Origin of the sequence: Pullulanibacillus sp. KACC 23026 (genome assembly GCF_029094525.1) — a bacterium.
Lineage (GTDB): Bacteria > Bacillota > Bacilli > Bacillales > Sporolactobacillaceae > KACC-23026.
In genome coordinates this window covers 4,689,224-4,707,257 of sequence record NZ_CP119107.1, presented here as the reverse complement: position 1 = coordinate 4,707,257, position 18,034 = coordinate 4,689,224, and the positions used below count along the sequence as shown (strand labels likewise).

General features: G+C 44.2%; 12 protein-coding genes, 2 rRNA genes and 1 other annotated feature. All 14 genes read left to right on the top strand.

Annotated elements, in window-relative coordinates:
• The first annotated feature begins 27 nt into the window (after window positions 1–27).
• The 14 genes from PU629_RS21935 to cysS all read left to right on the top strand — a co-directional run bounded on the left by PU629_RS21935 (window position 28) and on the right by cysS (window position 18,032).
• Window positions 28–2,944 (top strand): 23S ribosomal RNA (locus PU629_RS21935).
• Between the two features lie 64 nt (window positions 2,945–3,008).
• Window positions 3,009–3,124 (top strand): 5S ribosomal RNA (gene rrf, locus PU629_RS21930).
• A 913-nt stretch (window positions 3,125–4,037) separates the two neighbouring features.
• A complete protein-coding gene (locus PU629_RS21925) occupies window positions 4,038–4,496 on the top strand; it encodes a CtsR family transcriptional regulator (protein ID WP_275282134.1) in 459 nt (152 codons plus the stop codon).
• 29 nt (window positions 4,497–4,525) lie between these two features.
• Window positions 4,526–5,056, top strand: a complete 531-nt coding sequence (gene mcsA, locus PU629_RS21920; RefSeq protein ID WP_275282133.1) for a protein-arginine kinase activator protein McsA — start codon at window positions 4,526–4,528, stop codon at window positions 5,054–5,056.
• Window positions 5,056–6,132, top strand: a complete 1,077-nt coding sequence (gene mcsB, locus PU629_RS21915; RefSeq protein WP_275282132.1) for a protein-arginine kinase McsB — start codon at window positions 5,056–5,058, stop codon at window positions 6,130–6,132. Before mcsA ends, mcsB begins: the two co-directional genes overlap by 1 nt.
• 19 nt (window positions 6,133–6,151) lie before the next feature.
• The gene (gene clpC, locus PU629_RS21910) at window positions 6,152–8,572 is read left to right on the top strand and encodes an ATP-dependent protease ATP-binding subunit ClpC (protein ID WP_275282131.1); all 2,421 of its coding nucleotides are present in this window, start codon (window positions 6,152–6,154) and stop codon (window positions 8,570–8,572) included.
• A 404-nt stretch (window positions 8,573–8,976) separates the two neighbouring features.
• A complete protein-coding gene (gene radA / locus PU629_RS21905) occupies window positions 8,977–10,380 on the top strand; it encodes a DNA repair protein RadA (protein WP_275282130.1) in 1,404 nt (467 codons plus the stop codon).
• Entirely contained in the window at window positions 10,349–11,398 is a 1,050-nt protein-coding gene (gene disA, locus PU629_RS21900) for a DNA integrity scanning diadenylate cyclase DisA (RefSeq protein ID WP_275282129.1), read from the top strand. Before radA ends, disA begins: the two co-directional genes overlap by 32 nt.
• Before the next feature lie 260 nt (window positions 11,399–11,658).
• The gene (locus PU629_RS21895; RefSeq protein ID WP_275282128.1) at window positions 11,659–12,750 is read left to right on the top strand and encodes a PIN/TRAM domain-containing protein; all 1,092 of its coding nucleotides are present in this window, start codon (window positions 11,659–11,661) and stop codon (window positions 12,748–12,750) included.
• Window positions 12,751–12,771: 21 nt separating this feature from the next.
• Window positions 12,772–13,464 (top strand): 2-C-methyl-D-erythritol 4-phosphate cytidylyltransferase, encoded by a 693-nt coding sequence (gene ispD / locus PU629_RS21890; RefSeq protein WP_275282127.1) that lies wholly within the window; start codon window positions 12,772–12,774, stop codon window positions 13,462–13,464.
• A gap of 5 nt (window positions 13,465–13,469) precedes the next feature.
• The gene (ispF, locus tag PU629_RS21885) at window positions 13,470–13,943 is read left to right on the top strand and encodes a 2-C-methyl-D-erythritol 2,4-cyclodiphosphate synthase (protein ID WP_275284516.1); all 474 of its coding nucleotides are present in this window, start codon (window positions 13,470–13,472) and stop codon (window positions 13,941–13,943) included.
• Window positions 13,944–14,012: 69 nt separating this feature from the next.
• Window positions 14,013–15,479 (top strand): glutamate--tRNA ligase, encoded by a 1,467-nt coding sequence (gltX, locus tag PU629_RS21880; protein ID WP_275282126.1) that lies wholly within the window; start codon window positions 14,013–14,015, stop codon window positions 15,477–15,479.
• A 70-nt stretch (window positions 15,480–15,549) separates the two neighbouring features.
• Window positions 15,550–15,792, top strand: a binding site (T-box leader).
• Window positions 15,793–15,990: 198 nt separating this feature from the next.
• Window positions 15,991–16,638, top strand: a complete 648-nt coding sequence (gene cysE / locus PU629_RS21875) for a serine O-acetyltransferase (protein WP_275282125.1) — start codon at window positions 15,991–15,993, stop codon at window positions 16,636–16,638.
• Window positions 16,635–18,032, top strand: a complete 1,398-nt coding sequence (cysS, locus tag PU629_RS21870) for a cysteine--tRNA ligase (RefSeq protein ID WP_275282124.1) — start codon at window positions 16,635–16,637, stop codon at window positions 18,030–18,032. The genes cysE and cysS overlap by 4 nt, the downstream gene beginning before the upstream one ends.
• The last annotated feature ends 2 nt before the right edge of the window (window positions 18,033–18,034 follow it).

The following is an 18,034-nucleotide window of genomic DNA, read 5'->3' as shown; positions in this document are numbered from 1 at the left end:
GTGCAAACAAGACATTAATTATAACAAGGTTAAGCGAATAAGAGCGCACGGTGGATGCCTTGGCACTAGGAGCCGATGAAGGACGGAACGAACACCGATATGCTTCGGGGAGCTGTAAGTAGGCTTTGATCCGGAGATTTCCGAATGGGGAAACCCACTGCCCTGAACGGGCAGTATCCTTACCTGAATACATAGGGTATGGAAGGCAGACCTGGGGAACTGAAACATCTAAGTACCCAGAGGAAGAGAAAGCAAATGCGATTCCCTTAGTAGTGGCGAGCGAAACGGGAACAGCCCAAACCAAGAGGCTTGCCTCTTGGGGTTGTAGGACACTCATCCCGGAAGGGGAGCTGTAGACGAACCGGTTTGGAAAGGCCGGCCAGAGAAGGTAACAGCCCTGTAGTCGAAACAGACCCCCAACCTGAGTGGATCCTGAGTACGGCGGGACACGTGAAACCCCGTCGGAATCCGGGAGGACCATCTCCCAAGGCTAAATACTCCCTAGTGACCGATAGTGAACCAGTACCGTGAGGGAAAGGTGAAAAGCACCCCGGAAGGGGAGTGAAAGAGATCCTGAAACCGTGTGCTTACAAGTAGTCGAAGTCCTTTTATGGATGACGGCGTACCTTTTGTAGAATGGACCGGCGAGTTACGATCTTAAGCAAGGTTAAGTTGAAGAGACGGAGCCAGAGCGAAAGCGAGTCTGAATAGGGCGATAGTTTAAGGTTGTAGACCCGAAACCGTGTGATCTACCCATGTCCAGGGTGAAGTTCAGGTAACACTGAATGGAGGCCCGAACCCACGCACGTTGAAAAGTGCGGGGATGAGGTGTGGGTAGGGGTGAAATGCCAATCGAACTCGGAGATAGCTGGTTCTCCCCGAAATAGCTTTAGGGCTAGCCTCGAGGGAAGAGACTTGGAGGTAGAGCACTGATTGAGTGAGGGGCCCCCACAGGGTTACCGAGTTCAGTCAAACTCCGAATGCCAAGGACTCATCCTCGGGAGTCAGACGGCGAGTGATAAGATCCGTCGTCGAGAGGGAAACAGCCCAGACCATCAGCTAAGGTCCCCAAGTATACGTTAAGTGGCAAAGGATGTGGCGTTGCCCAGACAACCAGGATGTTGGCTTAGAAGCAGCCACCATTTAAAGAGTGCGTAATAGCTCACTGGTCGAGTGGCGCTGCGCCGAAAATGTAACGGGGCTAAACGTATCACCGAAGCTATGGATCCCAATGGGATGGTAGGGGAGCGTTCTAAGGGCAGAGAAGGTAAACTGGAAGGTTTGCTGGAGCGCTTAGAAGTGAGAATGCCGGTATGAGTAACGAAAAGAGGGGTGAGAATCCCCTCCGTCGAAAGCCTAAGGGTTCCTGAGGAAGGTTCGTCCGCTCAGGGTTAGTCGGGACCTAAGCCGAGGCCGGAAGGCGTAGGCGATGGACAACAGGTTGATATTCCTGTACCACCAGGAGACGTTTGAGCAATGGGGGGACGCAGGAAGGCAAGGCAAGCGCGCTGATGGATAGGCGCGTCCAAGCAGTAAGGCTGAAGGTGAGGCAAATCCCGCCTTCATAAGGCTGAGCTGTGATGGGGAGGGAATTTTAGTACCGAAGTGCCCGTGCTTACACTGCCAAGAAAAGCCTCTAGCGAGTCTCAAGGTGCCCGTACCCCAAACCGACACAGGTAGGCGAGGAGAGAATCCTAAGACGCTCGGGAGAACTCTCGTTAAGGAACTCGGCAAAATGACCCCGTAACTTCGGGAGAAGGGGTGCTTGGCGGGGTGAATAGCCCTGCTGAGCCGCAGTGAAAAGATCCAAGCGACTGTTTAGCAAAAACACAGGTCTCTGCTAAACCGAAAGGTGATGTATAGGGGCTGACACCTGCCCGGTGCTGGAAGGTTAAGAGGAGGGGTTATCCTTTTAGGAGAAGCTCTGAATTGAAGCCCCAGTAAACGGCGGCCGTAACTATAACGGTCCTAAGGTAGCGAAATTCCTTGTCGGGTAAGTTCCGACCCGCACGAAAGGTGCAACGACTTGGATACTGTCTCAACGAGAGACCCGGTGAAATTATAGTACCTGTGAAGATGCAGGTTACCCGCGACAGGACGGAAAGACCCCATGGAGCTTTACTGCAGCTTGATATTGGATGTCTGTATCGATTGTATAGGATAGGTAGGAGCCTTTGAAGCCGGACCGCCAGGTTCGGTGGAGGCGTCGGTGGAATACTACCCTTTCGGTATGGACATTCTAACCCGGGACCGTAATCCGGTTCGGAGACAGTGTCAGGTGGGCAGTTTGACTGGGGCGGTCGCCTCCTAAAGAGTAACGGAGGCGCCCAAAGGTTCCCTCAGAATGGTTGGAAATCATTCGCAGAGTGTAAAGGCACAAGGGAGCTTGACTGCGAGACCTACAAGTCGAGCAGGGACGAAAGTCGGGCTTAGTGATCCGGTGGCGCCGCATGGAAGGGCCATCGCTCAACGGATAAAAGCTACCCTGGGGATAACAGGCTTATCTCCCCCAAGAGTCCACATCGACGGGGAGGTTTGGCACCTCGATGTCGGCTCATCGCATCCTGGGGCTGAAGTGGGTCCCAAGGGTTGGGCTGTTCGCCCATTAAAGCGGTACGCGAGCTGGGTTCAGAACGTCGTGAGACAGTTCGGTCCCTATCCGTCGCGGGCGTTGGAAATTTGAGAGGAGCTGTCCTTAGTACGAGAGGACCGGGATGGACACACCGCTGGTGTCCCAGTTGTTCCGCCAGGAGCACCGCTGGGTAGCTATGTGTGGACGGGATAAGTGCTGAAAGCATCTAAGCATGAAGCCCCCCTCAAGATGAGATTTCCCATGACTTTAAGTCAGTAAGATCCCTTAGAGATGATGAGGTAGATAGGTCCGAGGTGGAAGTGCGGCAACGCATGGAGCTGACGGATACTAATCGATCGAGGGCTTAACCTTAAATTATTGTTTGTTTGACTTCCTATCTAGTTTTGAAGGTATGATCCTTCAATTGAATACTTTGTCCGGTGGTTATGGCGAAGAGGTCACACCCGTTCCCATCCCGAACACGGCCGTTAAGCTCTTCAGCGTCGATGGTAGTTGGGGGATTCCCCCTGCAAGAGTAGAACGCCGCCGGGCAATCGATAAAGGAATCGTTTAAATGACGATTCCTTTTTTACATTGGATCATTAATTATTGATAGTGGCCGGGCCCCTGCGCCTAGCCTTGGTTTAAAAGAATGAGGTCATGCGCAAATCAACAAGGCGTCAATCGAAGAAGGGGACCCACGAAGTATTCCAAGCGAGTAGATTGGCAAGAGTAGAACGCCGCCGGGAAACAGATAAAAACGAGAATTGCGATTAAGCAGTTCTCGTTTTTTCGTTTATAGAGTGGTTGAGTGTTTCTAACGGACACTGAGTCCATTAGAGGGTCAAATCAACCCATGTAAGAGGCAAAATGTGTCTGAGTATCCGTTACACTAATAAAAATATCAAAAATCGGCCTGTAATGGACTGTATGTCCGTTAGAATTAAACATTCATGAGGTGCTTTCAAGCAGTATTCTTTTAAAGTACTATCAACTGCTTGCCGTAAGAAGCATAGTATATAACAACAGTCTGATTTAAAATACCGCTTAGTTCCAATAGAATGATCTCCATTCTTCAAGCATTAAGAAAACGATTTAATAATTTTCATTTTCATTGAAGCGTATGATATAGAAATACATATATTATAAAGGGTCAGGAAAGTAAAGAAACGGGAGAACCGTCCCCACGTTCCACCCCCACGTTCCACCAGGAAAGTAAAGAAACGGGAGAACCGTCCCCGCGTTCCACGCTTTTCTTGGGTTTCTCTAGGTTTCAAAGTGTGGAGTTTGGGAGATGCTTAGGGTAGTGGTAATGTCAGGGAAGGTGTAATGGGGGGATCGGAGGAATTTTTGTAAAAGGAGAGTATCTTATAAAAAAATTGAAGCATGTTGCTTTAATCCCTCATAAAAATGTTATATAATTTACGTCAAAGATAGTCAAAGTCAAAAAGCGGGTGAGAGGAATTTGAGAAATATATCAGACATTATAGAAGAACATATAAAGAATATTCTAAAGCAAAAAGCTGAGGTTGAACTTAAACGTAGCGAACTTGCTGAGAAATTCCAATGTGTTCCCTCTCAGATTAATTATGTGTTGAAGACCCGTTTTTCTATTGAAAGAGGGTATGTTGTCGAGAGTAAGCGCGGTGGCGGGGGATACATTCGAATTATAAAAGTAACAAAGAACGATGACCGAGAACTCATTAATCATATAGAAGCCCTAATTGATCAACGCCTGACCCAAAATCAAGCACATGCCATGATCTTGCACCTTTTAGAAGAAGGGGTCATTAACAATAGAGAGGCACGCTTAATGATTAGTGCAGTTGATCGGTCGGTAATCGATTTAAGTATTCCTGTTAGAGACCAATTGCGGGCCAAAATAGTAAAGGCCATGCTTCAATCCTTAAAATTTAAATTATAAAGCGTGATTACTAAAGGGAGGAGATTAATGTGGAATGTCAAGAATGCCATATCCGTCCTGCAACGCTTCATTTTACACGTGTGATTAATGGGGAGAAGCAAGAATTTCATTTGTGTGAGCAATGTGCGAAGGAAAAAGGTGACTTAAGCGATATGATGGTGGGCTCAGGCGCTTTTTCCATCCACAATCTTTTATCAGGTCTGCTCAATTTTGATCAACCCATGAGTGAATCTAATTCGCACGCAAGTAAACATGAAGAGCTTCAATGCGAGAAATGTGGTCTGAGATATCGCGAGTTTACTAAGATTGGGAAGTTTGGTTGTGATGAATGCTATCAGGCGTTTGAATCCAAATTAGATCCGATTTTAAGAAAAGTGCATAGTGGGAATACTGTCCATTTAGGGAAGATTCCTAAACGGACAGGAAAATCAATAGGTGTTAAGCGTAGAATAGCCGAGCTTAAAGACCAGCTTAAGCAGCTCATTATAGAAGAGGAATTTGAGAAGGCAGCCTCTGTTCGTGATGAAATCAGGGCTTTGGAAAATAGGGGGGATGTATGATGTCTCTTCAAAAATTCATTAATCAAGCCGTAAGTAATTGGATGCAAGGAGAAGGGCCAGATTCTGAAATTGTCTTAAGCAGCCGAATTCGTTTGGCACGGAATCTAAAAGATTTTGCATTCCCTGTTATTTCTTCTGTGGATCAGGCCCAAAAAGCCTTAACCTTTATAAAAGATAAACTAGAAGGAGAGGATTATGGAAAGATTGGCCCGTTTGAGTGGGTAAACATGAATGAACTAAAACCGGTCGAAAAGCGTGTCCTGGTTGAAAAGCATTTAATCAGTCCAAATCTTGCTGAGGATGCCGAGTACGGGGCCGTCTTAATTAATGCGAACGAATCGGTTAGCATTATGGTGAATGAAGAGGATCATATAAGAATCCAATGCTTATTTCCAGGCTTTCAATTAAATGAAGCTTTGACGCTTGCAAATGGCATTGATGATTGGATTGAAGAAAAGTTTGATTACGCGTTTGATGAGAAGCGCGGGTACTTAACAAGCTGCCCAACAAATGTTGGAACCGGGCTTCGAGCATCAGTAATGGTTCATCTTCCAGCTCTGATGCTGACGCAAAGAATGAATCGCATCGCACCTGCCATTAATCAGTTTGGTTTGGTGGTTCGTGGGATTTATGGTGAAGGCAGTGAAGCATTAGGAAATGTCTTTCAAATCTCCAATCAAATGACACTTGGGAAATCAGAGGAAGACATTGTGGAGGACCTTCGCGGGGTTGTCATGCAGTTGATTCAACAAGAGAAGCTCGCACGCAAGGATCTTTTAAAAATGTCAAAGATTCAGCTTGAAGATCGAATTTTCCGCTCTTATGGCGTTTTGGAGCATAGCCGAATTATTCAATCAAAAGAAGCTGCAAAATGTTTATCTGATGTCCGACTAGGAATTGACCTTGGACTAATTAAAGGGGTATCTCGTTCTATATTAAACGAATTAATGATTCTCACTCAACCTGGTTTTCTGCAACAGTATTTTAAAGAAGTGCTGACACCTGATGAGCGTGACATAAAAAGAGCAACGCTTATCCGAGAGCGACTTAAATTAGAAGAATGCCATGGAGATTGAATAGGGAGGCGGACAGAATATGATGTTTGGACGATTTACAGAACGCGCACAAAAGGTATTAGCACTCGCTCAAGAAGAAGCAGTGCGTTTAGGGCATAACAATGTTGGGACAGAGCATATTCTGCTCGGTTTGATTCGTGAGGGTGAAGGCATTGCAGCTAAAGCTTTAAAGGCCTTAAATCTTGACCCTGAGAAAATCCAGAAAGAGGTCGAGACATTAATTGGTCGTGGAAGTGATACTTCCCAAACGATTCACTATACACCTAGAGCCAAGAAGGTCATTGAGCTTTCCATGGATGAAGCGAGAAAAATTGGCCATTCATATGTTGGGACAGAACATATTTTATTAGGGCTTATTCGTGAAGGAGAAGGTGTGGCAGCACGAGTTCTGAACAACCTTGGTGTCAGCTTGAACAAAGCGCGTCAACAGGTTCTTCAACTTCTTGGCAGCCACGAATCCGCTTCTTCCCAGCAAGGACGCGGCAGCTCAGGGGCCAATACACCAACTTTGGACAGCTTAGCTCGAGATCTAACCGCTCAGGCTAAAGATGGCGGTCTTGATCCAGTTATTGGTCGAGGTAAGGAAATTGAGCGTGTGATAGAGGTGCTCAGTCGCCGTACCAAAAACAACCCGGTTTTAATTGGGGAGCCTGGTGTTGGTAAAACAGCGATAGCGGAAGGGCTAGCCCAACAAATTATTAATAATGAAGTTCCTGAGATTCTGCGTGACAAGCGTGTTATGACCCTTGACATGGGAACCGTTGTAGCGGGAACCAAATATCGTGGTGAGTTTGAAGACCGATTGAAGAAAGTGATGGACGAAATTCGCCAGGCTGGTAATATTATTCTTTTTATTGATGAACTTCACACCTTAATTGGTGCAGGGGGCGCAGAAGGGGCCATTGATGCGTCTAACATATTAAAGCCATCCCTTGCACGCGGTGAGCTTCAATGCATAGGGGCAACAACTCTCGATGAATATCGTAAATATATTGAAAAAGATGCAGCCCTTGAGCGACGCTTCCAGCCTATTAAAGTGTCAGAACCGACGAAAGAGGAGTCTATTCTTATACTAAAGGGCTTAAGAGATCGTTATGAAGCTCATCACCGAGTAAAGATTACAGATGATGCCATTGATGCCGCTGTTCAATTATCAGATCGTTATATTGCGGACCGCTTTTTGCCAGATAAAGCGATTGATTTAATTGATGAGGCAGCGTCCAAAGTCCGTCTAAGATCTTATACTGCTCCGCCAAATCTTAAAGAGCTTGAACAGCACTTGGAAGAAGTAAAGAAAGAAAAGGATGCAGCAGTACAAAGTCAGGAATTCGAGAAAGCCGCTTCACTAAGAGATACCGAGCAGAAGCTTAAAGAAGAGCTTGAGCGAAATCAGCTTGAATGGAAGCAAAAGCAAGGCAGAGAAAATACAGAAGTCACCCCAGAGGACATCGCTATTGTTGTATCCAACTGGACGGGAGTGCCTGTTCGTAAGCTTGAAGAGGAAGAGAGTGAACGCCTTCTTAAGATGGAAGAGATTTTGCATGATCGAGTGATCGGTCAAGAAGAAGCAGTAAAAGCAGTATCTCATGCCATTCGGCGTGCTCGTGCAGGTCTTAAAGATCCAAAGCGTCCGATTGGATCCTTTATCTTCCTTGGCCCAACTGGTGTGGGGAAGACAGAACTTGCCCGTGCGGTAGCGGAAACTCTATTTGGTGATGAAGACGCCATTATACGTATTGATATGTCTGAATTCATGGAGAAGCACACAACGTCTCGCTTAGTCGGATCGCCTCCTGGATACGTCGGTCATGAAGAAGGCGGCCAATTGACAGAAAAAGTTAGGCAGAAACCTTACTCTGTGATTCTTTTAGACGAGATTGAGAAGGCCCATCCGGATGTCTTTAATATCTTGCTTCAGGTATTGGATGACGGTCGTTTAACCGATTCAAAAGGTCGTACCGTTGATTTTCGTAATACGGCTATAATTATGACTTCAAATGTGGGCGCCAGTACTTTAAAACGAAACCGAAATTTAGGTTTTACAGTTGGTACAGAAGGTGAAGCCTATAATGAAATGAAGTCGAAGGTATTAGATGAACTTAAGCGCTCATTCCGTCCGGAGTTTCTGAACCGGATCGATGAAATTATTGTGTTCCACGAATTGAACAAGGATCACCTTAAGAAAATTGTTGGCTTACTTGCTGACAACTTAAAAGACCGCTTAAAGAACCAAGGTATTGAGATTCATCTAACCGAGGCAGCAAAAGAAAAAATTGCCGAAGAGGGTTATGATCCAGAGTATGGAGCGCGCCCGCTCAAACGTGCGCTTCAAAGAAAAGTTGAAGATAAACTATCAGAGGAATTGTTAAAAGGGGCTATCTCAAAAGGTGAGAAAGTCACTATAGATTACGAGAGCAATGAGTTTGTTGTTAGGAAATAAGGAATAATGAAGTTACAGAGGGACCCGGTTAGCCGAGTCCCTTTATTTTTTAGGAGCTTCAATAAAAAAAGGTTCGACTCTTGCGGAGAGCGGTCCTATTTTCATTGATAATCAACACCGTTTTTTAGTAGAGCCAATTTTTTAAGAAGTTTGATTAAATTAACAGGTTTTTCCAACAAAAAATAATCCCGAAAAGTGAATCTTTTTTAGGCTCAAACTCGTCTTATAGGAAGGCGCGTTTTATTGTTTGGAGCGCCTCCGAACAGAAAAGAGTCATTTAAATCGAATCTTTAAGTAAAAGCGGTATTATACATTTATCACACAGTTAGAAATTTGAATTAGGTACAATGAATGGATGGGCAAACATTATTCTAAGGTTATTTTAAATTTAAAGGATGAATCACATGGCTAAGAGCAAGTCAGTCTTTTTTTGCCAGGAATGCGGGTATGAGAGCCCAAAATGGATGGGGAAATGTCCGGGCTGCAAGTCTTGGAACAGTATGGTGGAGGAAACGATCAAAGCGTCAAGCGGTCGGGTTGAGCGGAATGCCCAGCGTGAGACAAGCCGTCCCATCCCTATTACAAAAATAGAGAAAACCAATGAACGCCGTATCTTAACGAAGATGAGTGAATTTAATCGTGTTCTAGGCGGAGGGGTGGTTGAGGGGTCTCTTGTTTTAGTTGGCGGTGACCCGGGGATAGGAAAGTCAACGCTTCTTCTGCAGGCATCGGATCAATTAGCGCAGACTGGGCAAAAGGTCTTATATATATCGGGTGAAGAATCGGTCCGACAGACAAAAATGCGTGCGGAAAGATTAGGGATTCAGTCGGACAACTTATATGTTTTGGCTGAAACGGATATATATGAAATAGAGAATCGTTTAAAGGATTTAGATCCTGGTTTTCTTATTATAGATTCGATACAAACCATCTATAACCCTGAAGTAAGCTCAGCTCCCGGAAGTGTTTCTCAGGTTCGGGAGTGCACGGGCCATTTAATGCGCCTTGCGAAAACGAGGGGTGTGGCCACTTTTATTGTTGGACACGTCACGAAGGATGGGGCTATTGCAGGTCCGCGTCTCCTTGAACATATGGTTGATGCTGTTCTCTATTTTGAGGGGGAGCGTCATCATACGTTTAGAATACTAAGAGCGGTAAAAAATCGGTTTGGCTCCACGAATGAAATTGGTGTTTTTGAGATGAAGGAGGCAGGCCTTTCTGAGGTCTCCAACCCATCGGAAATTTTTCTGCAGGAGCGTACCGCCGGAACTGCCGGCTCAACGGTAGTGGCAGCGGTGGAGGGGACGCGAACGGTCTTAGTTGAAATTCAGGCCTTGGTCACCCCGACAAGCTTTGGCAACCCGCGAAGGATGGCGACAGGTGTTGATCATAACCGAATCAGTTTGCTTATGGCCGTCTTAGAAAAAAGGGTGGGGCTACTTCTTCAAAACCATGATGCTTATGTAAATGTTGCGGGAGGGGTCCGGCTAGATGAACCCGCTACAGATCTGGCTGTTGCCTTAAGCATTGCCTCGAGCTTTCGTGACCGCTCAACTGAAGCAACCGATATTGTAATCGGTGAAGTAGGCCTGACGGGAGAGGTGCGCCGCGTTTCGCGTATTGAGCAGAGGGTGACAGAAGCAGTAAAGCTTGGGTTTAAGCGGGCTTTTATCCCAAAGCAGAACATAGGAGGATGGACAGCACCAAGTGGCATTGAAATCATCGGTGTATCGACTGTAAAAGAGGCCATGGAGCAAGCTATGGGAGGCTCAAAATATGGGTCCGCAACAGCGAAGAATTATCAATGACATTTTAAAAATGGTGGCACCAGGGACCAAGTTAAGAGAAGGAATTGATAATGTTCTCCGAGCTGGAACAGGAGGCCTGGTAGTGATTGGTTATGATGAAAAGGTCAAAGAAATTGTGGAAGGCGGCTTTAGAATCCAGTGTCCTTATACGCCGGCCAATCTTTATGAACTCGCTAAAATGGATGGGGCAATCATCCTAAGTGAGGATGCTTCGACCATTTTAAGAGCCAATACACAGCTCGATCCTCATTCGTCCATTCCGTCTGATGAGACAGGTATTCGCCATCGGACGGCTGAACGAACCGCCAAGCAAACAGGGAAATTAGTTGTTTCCATCTCACAGAGAAGAGGAGTCATTACCTTATACAAAGGCAATATTCGGTATTCGTTGAAGGATATTGGTGTGATCTTTACGAAAGCTAACCAAGCGATGCAAACACTGGAAAAATACAGAAGAGCGATGGATAGAGGTTTGGTGAATCTTGGGGCACTTGAATTTGAAGAACTAGTGACGTTTCAAGAAATTGCCCAAGTCATACATCGAATGGAGCTTGTTCTGCGTATAAGGGATGAAATCTATCATTATGTCAATGAGCTTGGAACCGAAGGCCGGCTTATTTCGATGCAGCTATCGGAGCTCGTTGAAAATATCGAGGATGAGACACGCCATTTAATTATGGACTATGCAGTCGAAGGAATTGATGTGGAGTCAGTCCTTCAGGAACTACGTGAAAATGGCGGTGCAAATTTTATCAAGCTTTTAGGATATGAACCTAGGGACGGGACTTATGACGACATTCTTTTTCCTAGAGGGTACCGAATTCTAGGGCGTATTCCCCGCCTTCCACAGTCCATAATTCATAATCTCGTCCAGAAATTTGGGAATTTAAATGAGATTGCTAAGGCTACAATTGAGGATTTAGACGAGGTTGAGGGTATTGGTGAAAAGCGAGCCCATAAAATTAAAGGCGGGCTGGAACGTATTCAAGAGCAATTATTTATCGATCGAATGTTTTAAAAATAAATTTCTGTTGACTAATTATTAATATTTGGTGTAAGATTATATGTTTCTGTTGACTATCGATTTTTCCTGTGATACGGTAAGGTAAAACCCAAATTGCCAAGGCTTAAAAGCAAAAGAATCGGTTTTATCAACCATCTGCTCACATGAATTGGAAATGTTCTTTCGGTGTGACTTAGTAAAATGAAAATTCTTTTTTAAAAAATAAGTTTCAAATTTAATAAACTGTCAATAATGGTAAGAGGAGGTGAACAAAAATGATGAAACGATTAATCCAGTTATTTTTCATCATTATTGGCGGTACACTCGGATTTGTTGGTATTCCGAAGTTGATCCATGCTTTGAATTTTGGGAGAGAAGTAAGTTGGCTTTTGTCTCCTTATACGGGTGCTGTTCTAGGAGCAATTATTTTCTTTTTACTCACTTTTTGGTTTGTGGACTCCCTTGTTCATTTTATAAAAGTTGTTGAGGAAAAGATCATTAAGGCACCTGTTACGGATGTCCTTTTCGGAACAATCGGATTAATTTTTGGTTTGGTTATCGCCTTTTTAATTCAAATTCCATTGAATAATATTAATCTTACGGCTGTAAACACGGTGCTTCCCTTATTTATCTATTTATTTTTAGGGTATTTTGGTTTTCGAATTTTGTTCAAGAAACGAGATGAAGTGATAGGGTTATTCACGGCTCGTTCTAGGGACAAGAAAAAGGATATTGAAGATCCTGTAAAAGCAACAGGTAAGAGTTTAAAAATCTTGGATACAAGTGTTATTATTGACGGTAGGATTGCGGATATCTGTCAAACCGGTTTCTTAGAAGGAACACTTGTCATTCCGCAGTTTGTTTTGGAGGAACTCCAGCACATCGCTGATTCGTCTGATGTGTTAAAGAGGAATCGCGGGCGCCGCGGGTTAGACATCTTAAATAAGGTGCAAAAAGAATTGGCGATAAAAGTTGAAATTTACGAAGGAGATTTTGAAGATATTTCTGAAGTAGATAGTAAACTGGTGAAACTCGCTAAGCTTGTTTCAGGCGTTGTGGTCACAAATGATTTTAATTTAAATAAGGTATGTGAGTTACAGGGAGTTTCTGTCTTAAACATTAACGACTTAGCCAATGCGGTAAAGCCGATCGTTCTTCCAGGAGAAGAGCTTAAAGTACAAATTATTAAAGATGGTAAAGAGCATAACCAAGGTGTAGGTTATTTGGACGACGGAACGATGATTGTGGTTGAAGATGGCCGCGGGCATATTGGAAAGACCATCGACGTCATCGTAACAAGTGTTTTACAAACGTCTGCGGGTCGCATGATTTTTGCGAAACCCAAGCTACTAGAGCAGGCTCTTTAATTGTATGAGGATGTGGAGCGAATGAATTATCAAGTCGTGATTCCAGCAGCTGGAAGCGGGAAACGAATGGGCGCGGGTCAAAACAAATTGTTTTTATCCCTATCCGGCACACCTATAATCATGAGGACGCTCCTCGTCTTTGAACAGGACTCTTGGTGCAAGGGGATTATTCTCGTTATCAAAGAGACTGAGAGAGAATGGTTTGAACAGCAGATTCATAAGCATCATCTGACAAAAGTCTTGTCTCTGATTTCGGGAGGGAAGGAACGTCAGCATAGTGTGTATAATGGGTTGCTTCAAGCAACGAGTGATATTGTTCTGATCCACGATGGAGCACGACCTCTGATTGGGCAAGAGGCAATTCATAGAGTTGTTTTACAAGCCTATGAGAAGGGTGCTGCTGTTCTCGCTGTTCCAGTTAAGGATTCAGTAAAAAAAGTAAATCAAACGAGGATCACTGAGACGGTTGAACGGGAAAGCTTGTGGGCAATGCAAACGCCCCAAGCTTTTCGTTTGCCTCTAATATTAAAAGCGCATGAAATAGGGGCTAAGAGCGATAAACCGGCAACAGATGATGCGGAACTCGTAGAATGGCTTGGTGAGGCGGTCTTTATCGTAGAAAGTTCCTATACGAATATTAAAATGACTACCGCAGAAGACTTGGTGATTGGTGAACGACTGCTTTTATGGGAAGAAGAGAAGAGAGGAAGTTGAAAGCTGTGAGAATCGGTCAAGGCTTTGATGTACATAAGTTAGTTGAAGGACGACCTTTAATTATAGGCGGTGTGACGATTCCTTATGAGTTGGGCTTGGAGGGGCATTCTGATGCAGATGTTCTTTTGCATGCGATAACAGATGCGGTACTTGGAGCGATCGGTGAGGGGGATATCGGCCGGCATTTTCCGGATACGGACCCTCAATACAAAAATGCAGACTCAAAAGAGTTGTTGAGAGATGTTTGGGGAAAAGTAATGGAAAAAGGTTATGTTTTAGGAAATGTAGATGCTTGTATCATTGCTCAAAAACCAAAGATGGCACCTTACATAGAATCTATGCGTATGACGACGGCAGAGCTTTTAAATGCGGATGCAAGCCAAGTCAATGTTAAAGCAACCACAACCGAACAGCTTGGTTTTACAGGCAGAGGTGAGGGGATCGCAGCACAGGCCGTTTGTTTATTAGTCAAAAAGTAAGGGTTCCTCCTTGACCACTGTTTTAGAAGTGGTACAATGGGACAAGAAAATTAGTGGTGGTGAATGGCAGTGAGTGAGAAGATACGGGTACGTTATGCACCGAGTCCAACGGGGCATTTACACATAGGAAATGCTAGAACAGCGTTATTCAATTATTTGTTTGCAAGAAGCCAAAATGGTTCTTTTATTGTTCGCATTGAAGATACGGATGTTAAAAGAAATGTAGAAGGCGGCGAAGAGAATCAGCTGAACTATTTAAAATGGCTGGGCATGGATTGGGATGAAAGCATTGATGTCGGAGGCGACTATGGTCCCTATCGTCAATTGGAGCGCCTGGATATTTATGAGACCTATTCGAAGCAACTGCTTGAGAATGGCCAGGCTTATAAGTGCTATTGTACGGAGGAAGAGCTTGCCGCAAGTCGTGAAGCTCAGCTAGCGCGCGGAGAAGCACCGAAATATGATGGGCATTGCCGCCATTTGACGGAGGAAGACCACAAACGGCTTGAAGCAGAAGGACGAAAGCCTAGCGTGCGCTTTAAGGTGCCTGCAGGAAAGGTTTACTCGTTTGATGATATCGTGAAAAAACAGGTAACCTTTGAATCGGATGGTATTGGTGATTTTGTCATTGTCAAAAAAGATGGCATTCCAACCTATAATTATGCGGTAACAATCGACGACCATTTGATGGCCATGACTCATGTTCTTCGCGGGGAAGATCATATATCCAACACACCTAAACAAATGATGATTTATGAAGCATTCGGATGGGAACCGCCTGTTTTTGGTCATATGACTCTCATTGTGAATGAGAATCGCAAAAAGTTAAGCAAACGGGATGAAAGCATTGTTCAATTTATTGAGCAGTATCATGAATTAGGCTATTTACCAGAGGCTTTGTTTAATTTCATTACGCTTTTGGGCTGGTCGCCTCAGGGTGAGGAAGAGTTATTTACAAGAGAAGAATTTATTAAAATCTTCGACCCAAATCGCTTGAGTACTTCTCCGGCTGTCTTTGATCCTAAAAAGCTCGCTTGGGTCAACAACCAGTACATTAAGAAGGCGAGCTTAGAAACTGTCATTGAACTTGCTATGCCGCATTTAATTAAGGCCGGCCGGCTTCCTGAAGGGTATTCTAAGAAGCAAGAGCAATGGGCACATAAATTAATTGCTCTTTACAAAGAACAACTGCAGTACGGGGCAGAAATTGTTGAGTTAACAGAGTTGTTTTTTAAAGAGGATATCTCGTATAATGAAGAAGAATTAAACGTCTTGAAGGAAGAGCAAGTGCCAGAGGTTTTGGCGGCTTTCCTTGAACATTTAACAGCGCTTGAGAATTGGCAAGCGGATGAAATCAAGGCACAAATTAAGGCCACCCAAAAGGCGACTGGGCAAAAAGGAAAGAAATTATTTATGCCAATTCGCATTGCAACAACGGGGCAAGCGCACGGGCCGGAGCTGCCGGATTCCATTGAATTGCTTGGAAAAGAGGTCGTAACGAAACGACTTGAAAAAGCTTTGGAACTGTTAAAGTAAGATAAGAAATGAGATTCGCAGGTTTATATGAAAGTTAAACCATTCATATAAATAGCTTAACTTATAAGCTGTTAAAGTGATGAAAGGGAAAAGTAGATAACTTTCTTTATTTCAGAGAAAACCACCTTGGCTGTGAGTGGTTATAAAGAAGTGACTCGAAGTGCCCCCTTGAGCCTTTTGTTGAACATTGGAAGTAGGCAAAAGCGGTTGACCGTCGTTATTCGGTTCAAAGCGAAGGATGGGCGATTAATGGAGATGGGAATTAATGCCATTCTTAAGCAGAGTGGAACCGCGTTATAGGAGCGTCTCTGTGCCAATGGCATAGAGACGTTTTTTTTTTACATTAAGAAAGCATAAATCTTTAGCAATGTAGAAAATCGATGTGGGGAAAATTCTTAGGGTCTAAGTATAAGTAAACTACGGCTTCCGCCATTAAGGACTGGGCACTAAGGCAAGCTTTTCTAATATGACAAGGATATTAAAATGGGGAAAAAATTAGGAGCGTGACGGCATGTTCAAGTCATTGCGTGAAGATATAGCGGTTGTGTTTGAACAAGACCCAGCCGCTCGTAACTCATTGGAGATTATTTTAACGTATTCAGGCCTTCATGCGATTTGGGCGCACCGCCTGGCGCACTGGCTGTGGGTGAGGAGACGCCGCTTTTGGGCCAGAGTGGTTTCACAGTTCAGTCGGTTCGTAACGGGGATTGAGATTCATCCGGGTGCCGTAATAGGCAAACGCTTTTTTATTGATCATGGCATGGGAGTCGTAATTGGAGAAACCTGTGAAATTGGTGATAATGTGACCTTGTTTCAAGGGGTGACATTAGGGGGAACTGGAAAAGAGAAGGGAAAACGTCATCCAACTTTAGGGAATAATGTATTAGTTGCTTCAGGGGCGAAGGTGCTTGGGGCGATCACAATTGGAAACAATTCAAAGATAGGAGCAGGCTCAGTCGTGTTAATGGATGTTCCGGAGAATTCAACAGTTGTAGGTATTCCCGGGAAAATTGTACGGCAGGATGGTAAGAAAGTCAGCCGGGATTTGAACCATCGTGATTTACCGGATCCTATTGATGATATATGTAAAACCATGCAGGGAGAAATCGATGCCCTTAAGAAAGAAATCAGCGAGCTAAAAAGGAGATTGGATGTATGACTTTAAAGGTATTTAATACGTTGACCCGAAAAAAAGAGACCTTTGTGCCAATTGAACCAGGGAAAGTAAAAATGTACGTTTGTGGACCTACTGTATACAACTATATCCATATTGGAAACGCGCGTCCTGCCATCGTTTTTGATACGGTTCGACGTTATCTCCAATTCTTGGGGTTTGATGTGGAATTTGTTTCCAATTTTACAGATGTTGATGATAAACTGATAAAAGCATCAATGGAACGCGGTGAGAGTGTTCTTGATATCGCAGACCGGTTTATCAATGCCTACAAAGAGGATGTTCGGGCGTTAAATGTACAGGAAGCGACGGCCAATCCTAGAGCGACTGAAACGATGCCTGAAATCATTGAGTTTATAAGTAAGTTAGTGGAAAAGGGCTATGCTTATGAATCGGGCGGTGATGTGTATTTTCGAACCAAAACCTTCAAAAACTATGGGAAGCTTTCTCATCAATCCATTGATGAATTAAAAGTCGGGGCACGAATTGACATTGGTGAAAACAAAGAAGACCCGCTAGACTTCACTTTATGGAAAGCCGCTAAGCCAGGTGAGATAAACTGGGAAAGTCCTTGGGGGATCGGTCGCCCGGGTTGGCATATTGAATGCTCAGCGATGGTAGAGAAGTTTCTTGGGGATACGATCGATATTCATGCAGGCGGACAGGATTTAACGTTTCCTCACCATGAAAACGAAATTGCCCAATCGGAAGCGCTTCATGATGAAACAATGGCTAATTATTGGATCCACAACGGATACATTAAAATTAATAATGAAAAGATGTCTAAGTCTATTGGGAATGTCGTATTAGTTCATGACTTAATAAAGGCATTTGATCCGAATGTTCTTCGCTTTTTCATGTTGACGGTTCACTATCGAAATCCAATTAACTTCAGTGAAGATTTGTTGAAAAGTGCTGAACAATCGTTCGACCGCTTGAAGACAACGTATGGGAATTTGAAGCATCGCTTGTCACTCAGCGCGAGCCTGTTGGAGACTAAGGATGAGGACTTTGACAGAATTGACTCCTTCCGTTCTGCGTTTCTTGAGGCCATGAATGATGACTTTAATACAGCAAATGCGATTACGGTCATGTTTGATGCAGCTAAAGAAGCCAATATCATGCTCCAAAAAGAAAACTCTTCGAAGGCACTATTAGAAAGTTATATTAAACTCTTTGAATCATTTGGTGAAGTCCTTGGTCTTTCCTTCAAAGCAGAAGACATCGTGGATGAAGATATTGAGGCGTTGATTAACAAACGTCAAGAAGCCCGAAAGAATCGAGACTTTGCATTGGCAGATGAAATCAGGGATGAACTGAAAAATAAAGGGATAATACTAGAAGACACCCCACAAGGTGTTCGTTGGAAACGGGTTTGAGG

Coding starts and splice junctions, on each gene's coding strand:
- mcsB (WP_275282132.1), top strand. CDS start 5,056: ATGTCTCTTCAAAAATTCATTAATCAAGCCGTAAGTAATTGGATGCAA.
- clpC (WP_275282131.1), top strand. CDS start 6,152: ATGATGTTTGGACGATTTACAGAACGCGCACAAAAGGTATTAGCACTC.
- radA (WP_275282130.1), top strand. CDS start 8,977: ATGGCTAAGAGCAAGTCAGTCTTTTTTTGCCAGGAATGCGGGTATGAG.
- disA (WP_275282129.1), top strand. CDS start 10,349: ATGGGTCCGCAACAGCGAAGAATTATCAATGACATTTTAAAAATGGTG.
- PU629_RS21895 (WP_275282128.1), top strand. CDS start 11,659: ATGATGAAACGATTAATCCAGTTATTTTTCATCATTATTGGCGGTACA.
- ispD (WP_275282127.1), top strand. CDS start 12,772: ATGAATTATCAAGTCGTGATTCCAGCAGCTGGAAGCGGGAAACGAATG.
- cysE (WP_275282125.1), top strand. CDS start 15,991: ATGTTCAAGTCATTGCGTGAAGATATAGCGGTTGTGTTTGAACAAGAC.
- cysS (WP_275282124.1), top strand. CDS start 16,635: ATGACTTTAAAGGTATTTAATACGTTGACCCGAAAAAAAGAGACCTTT.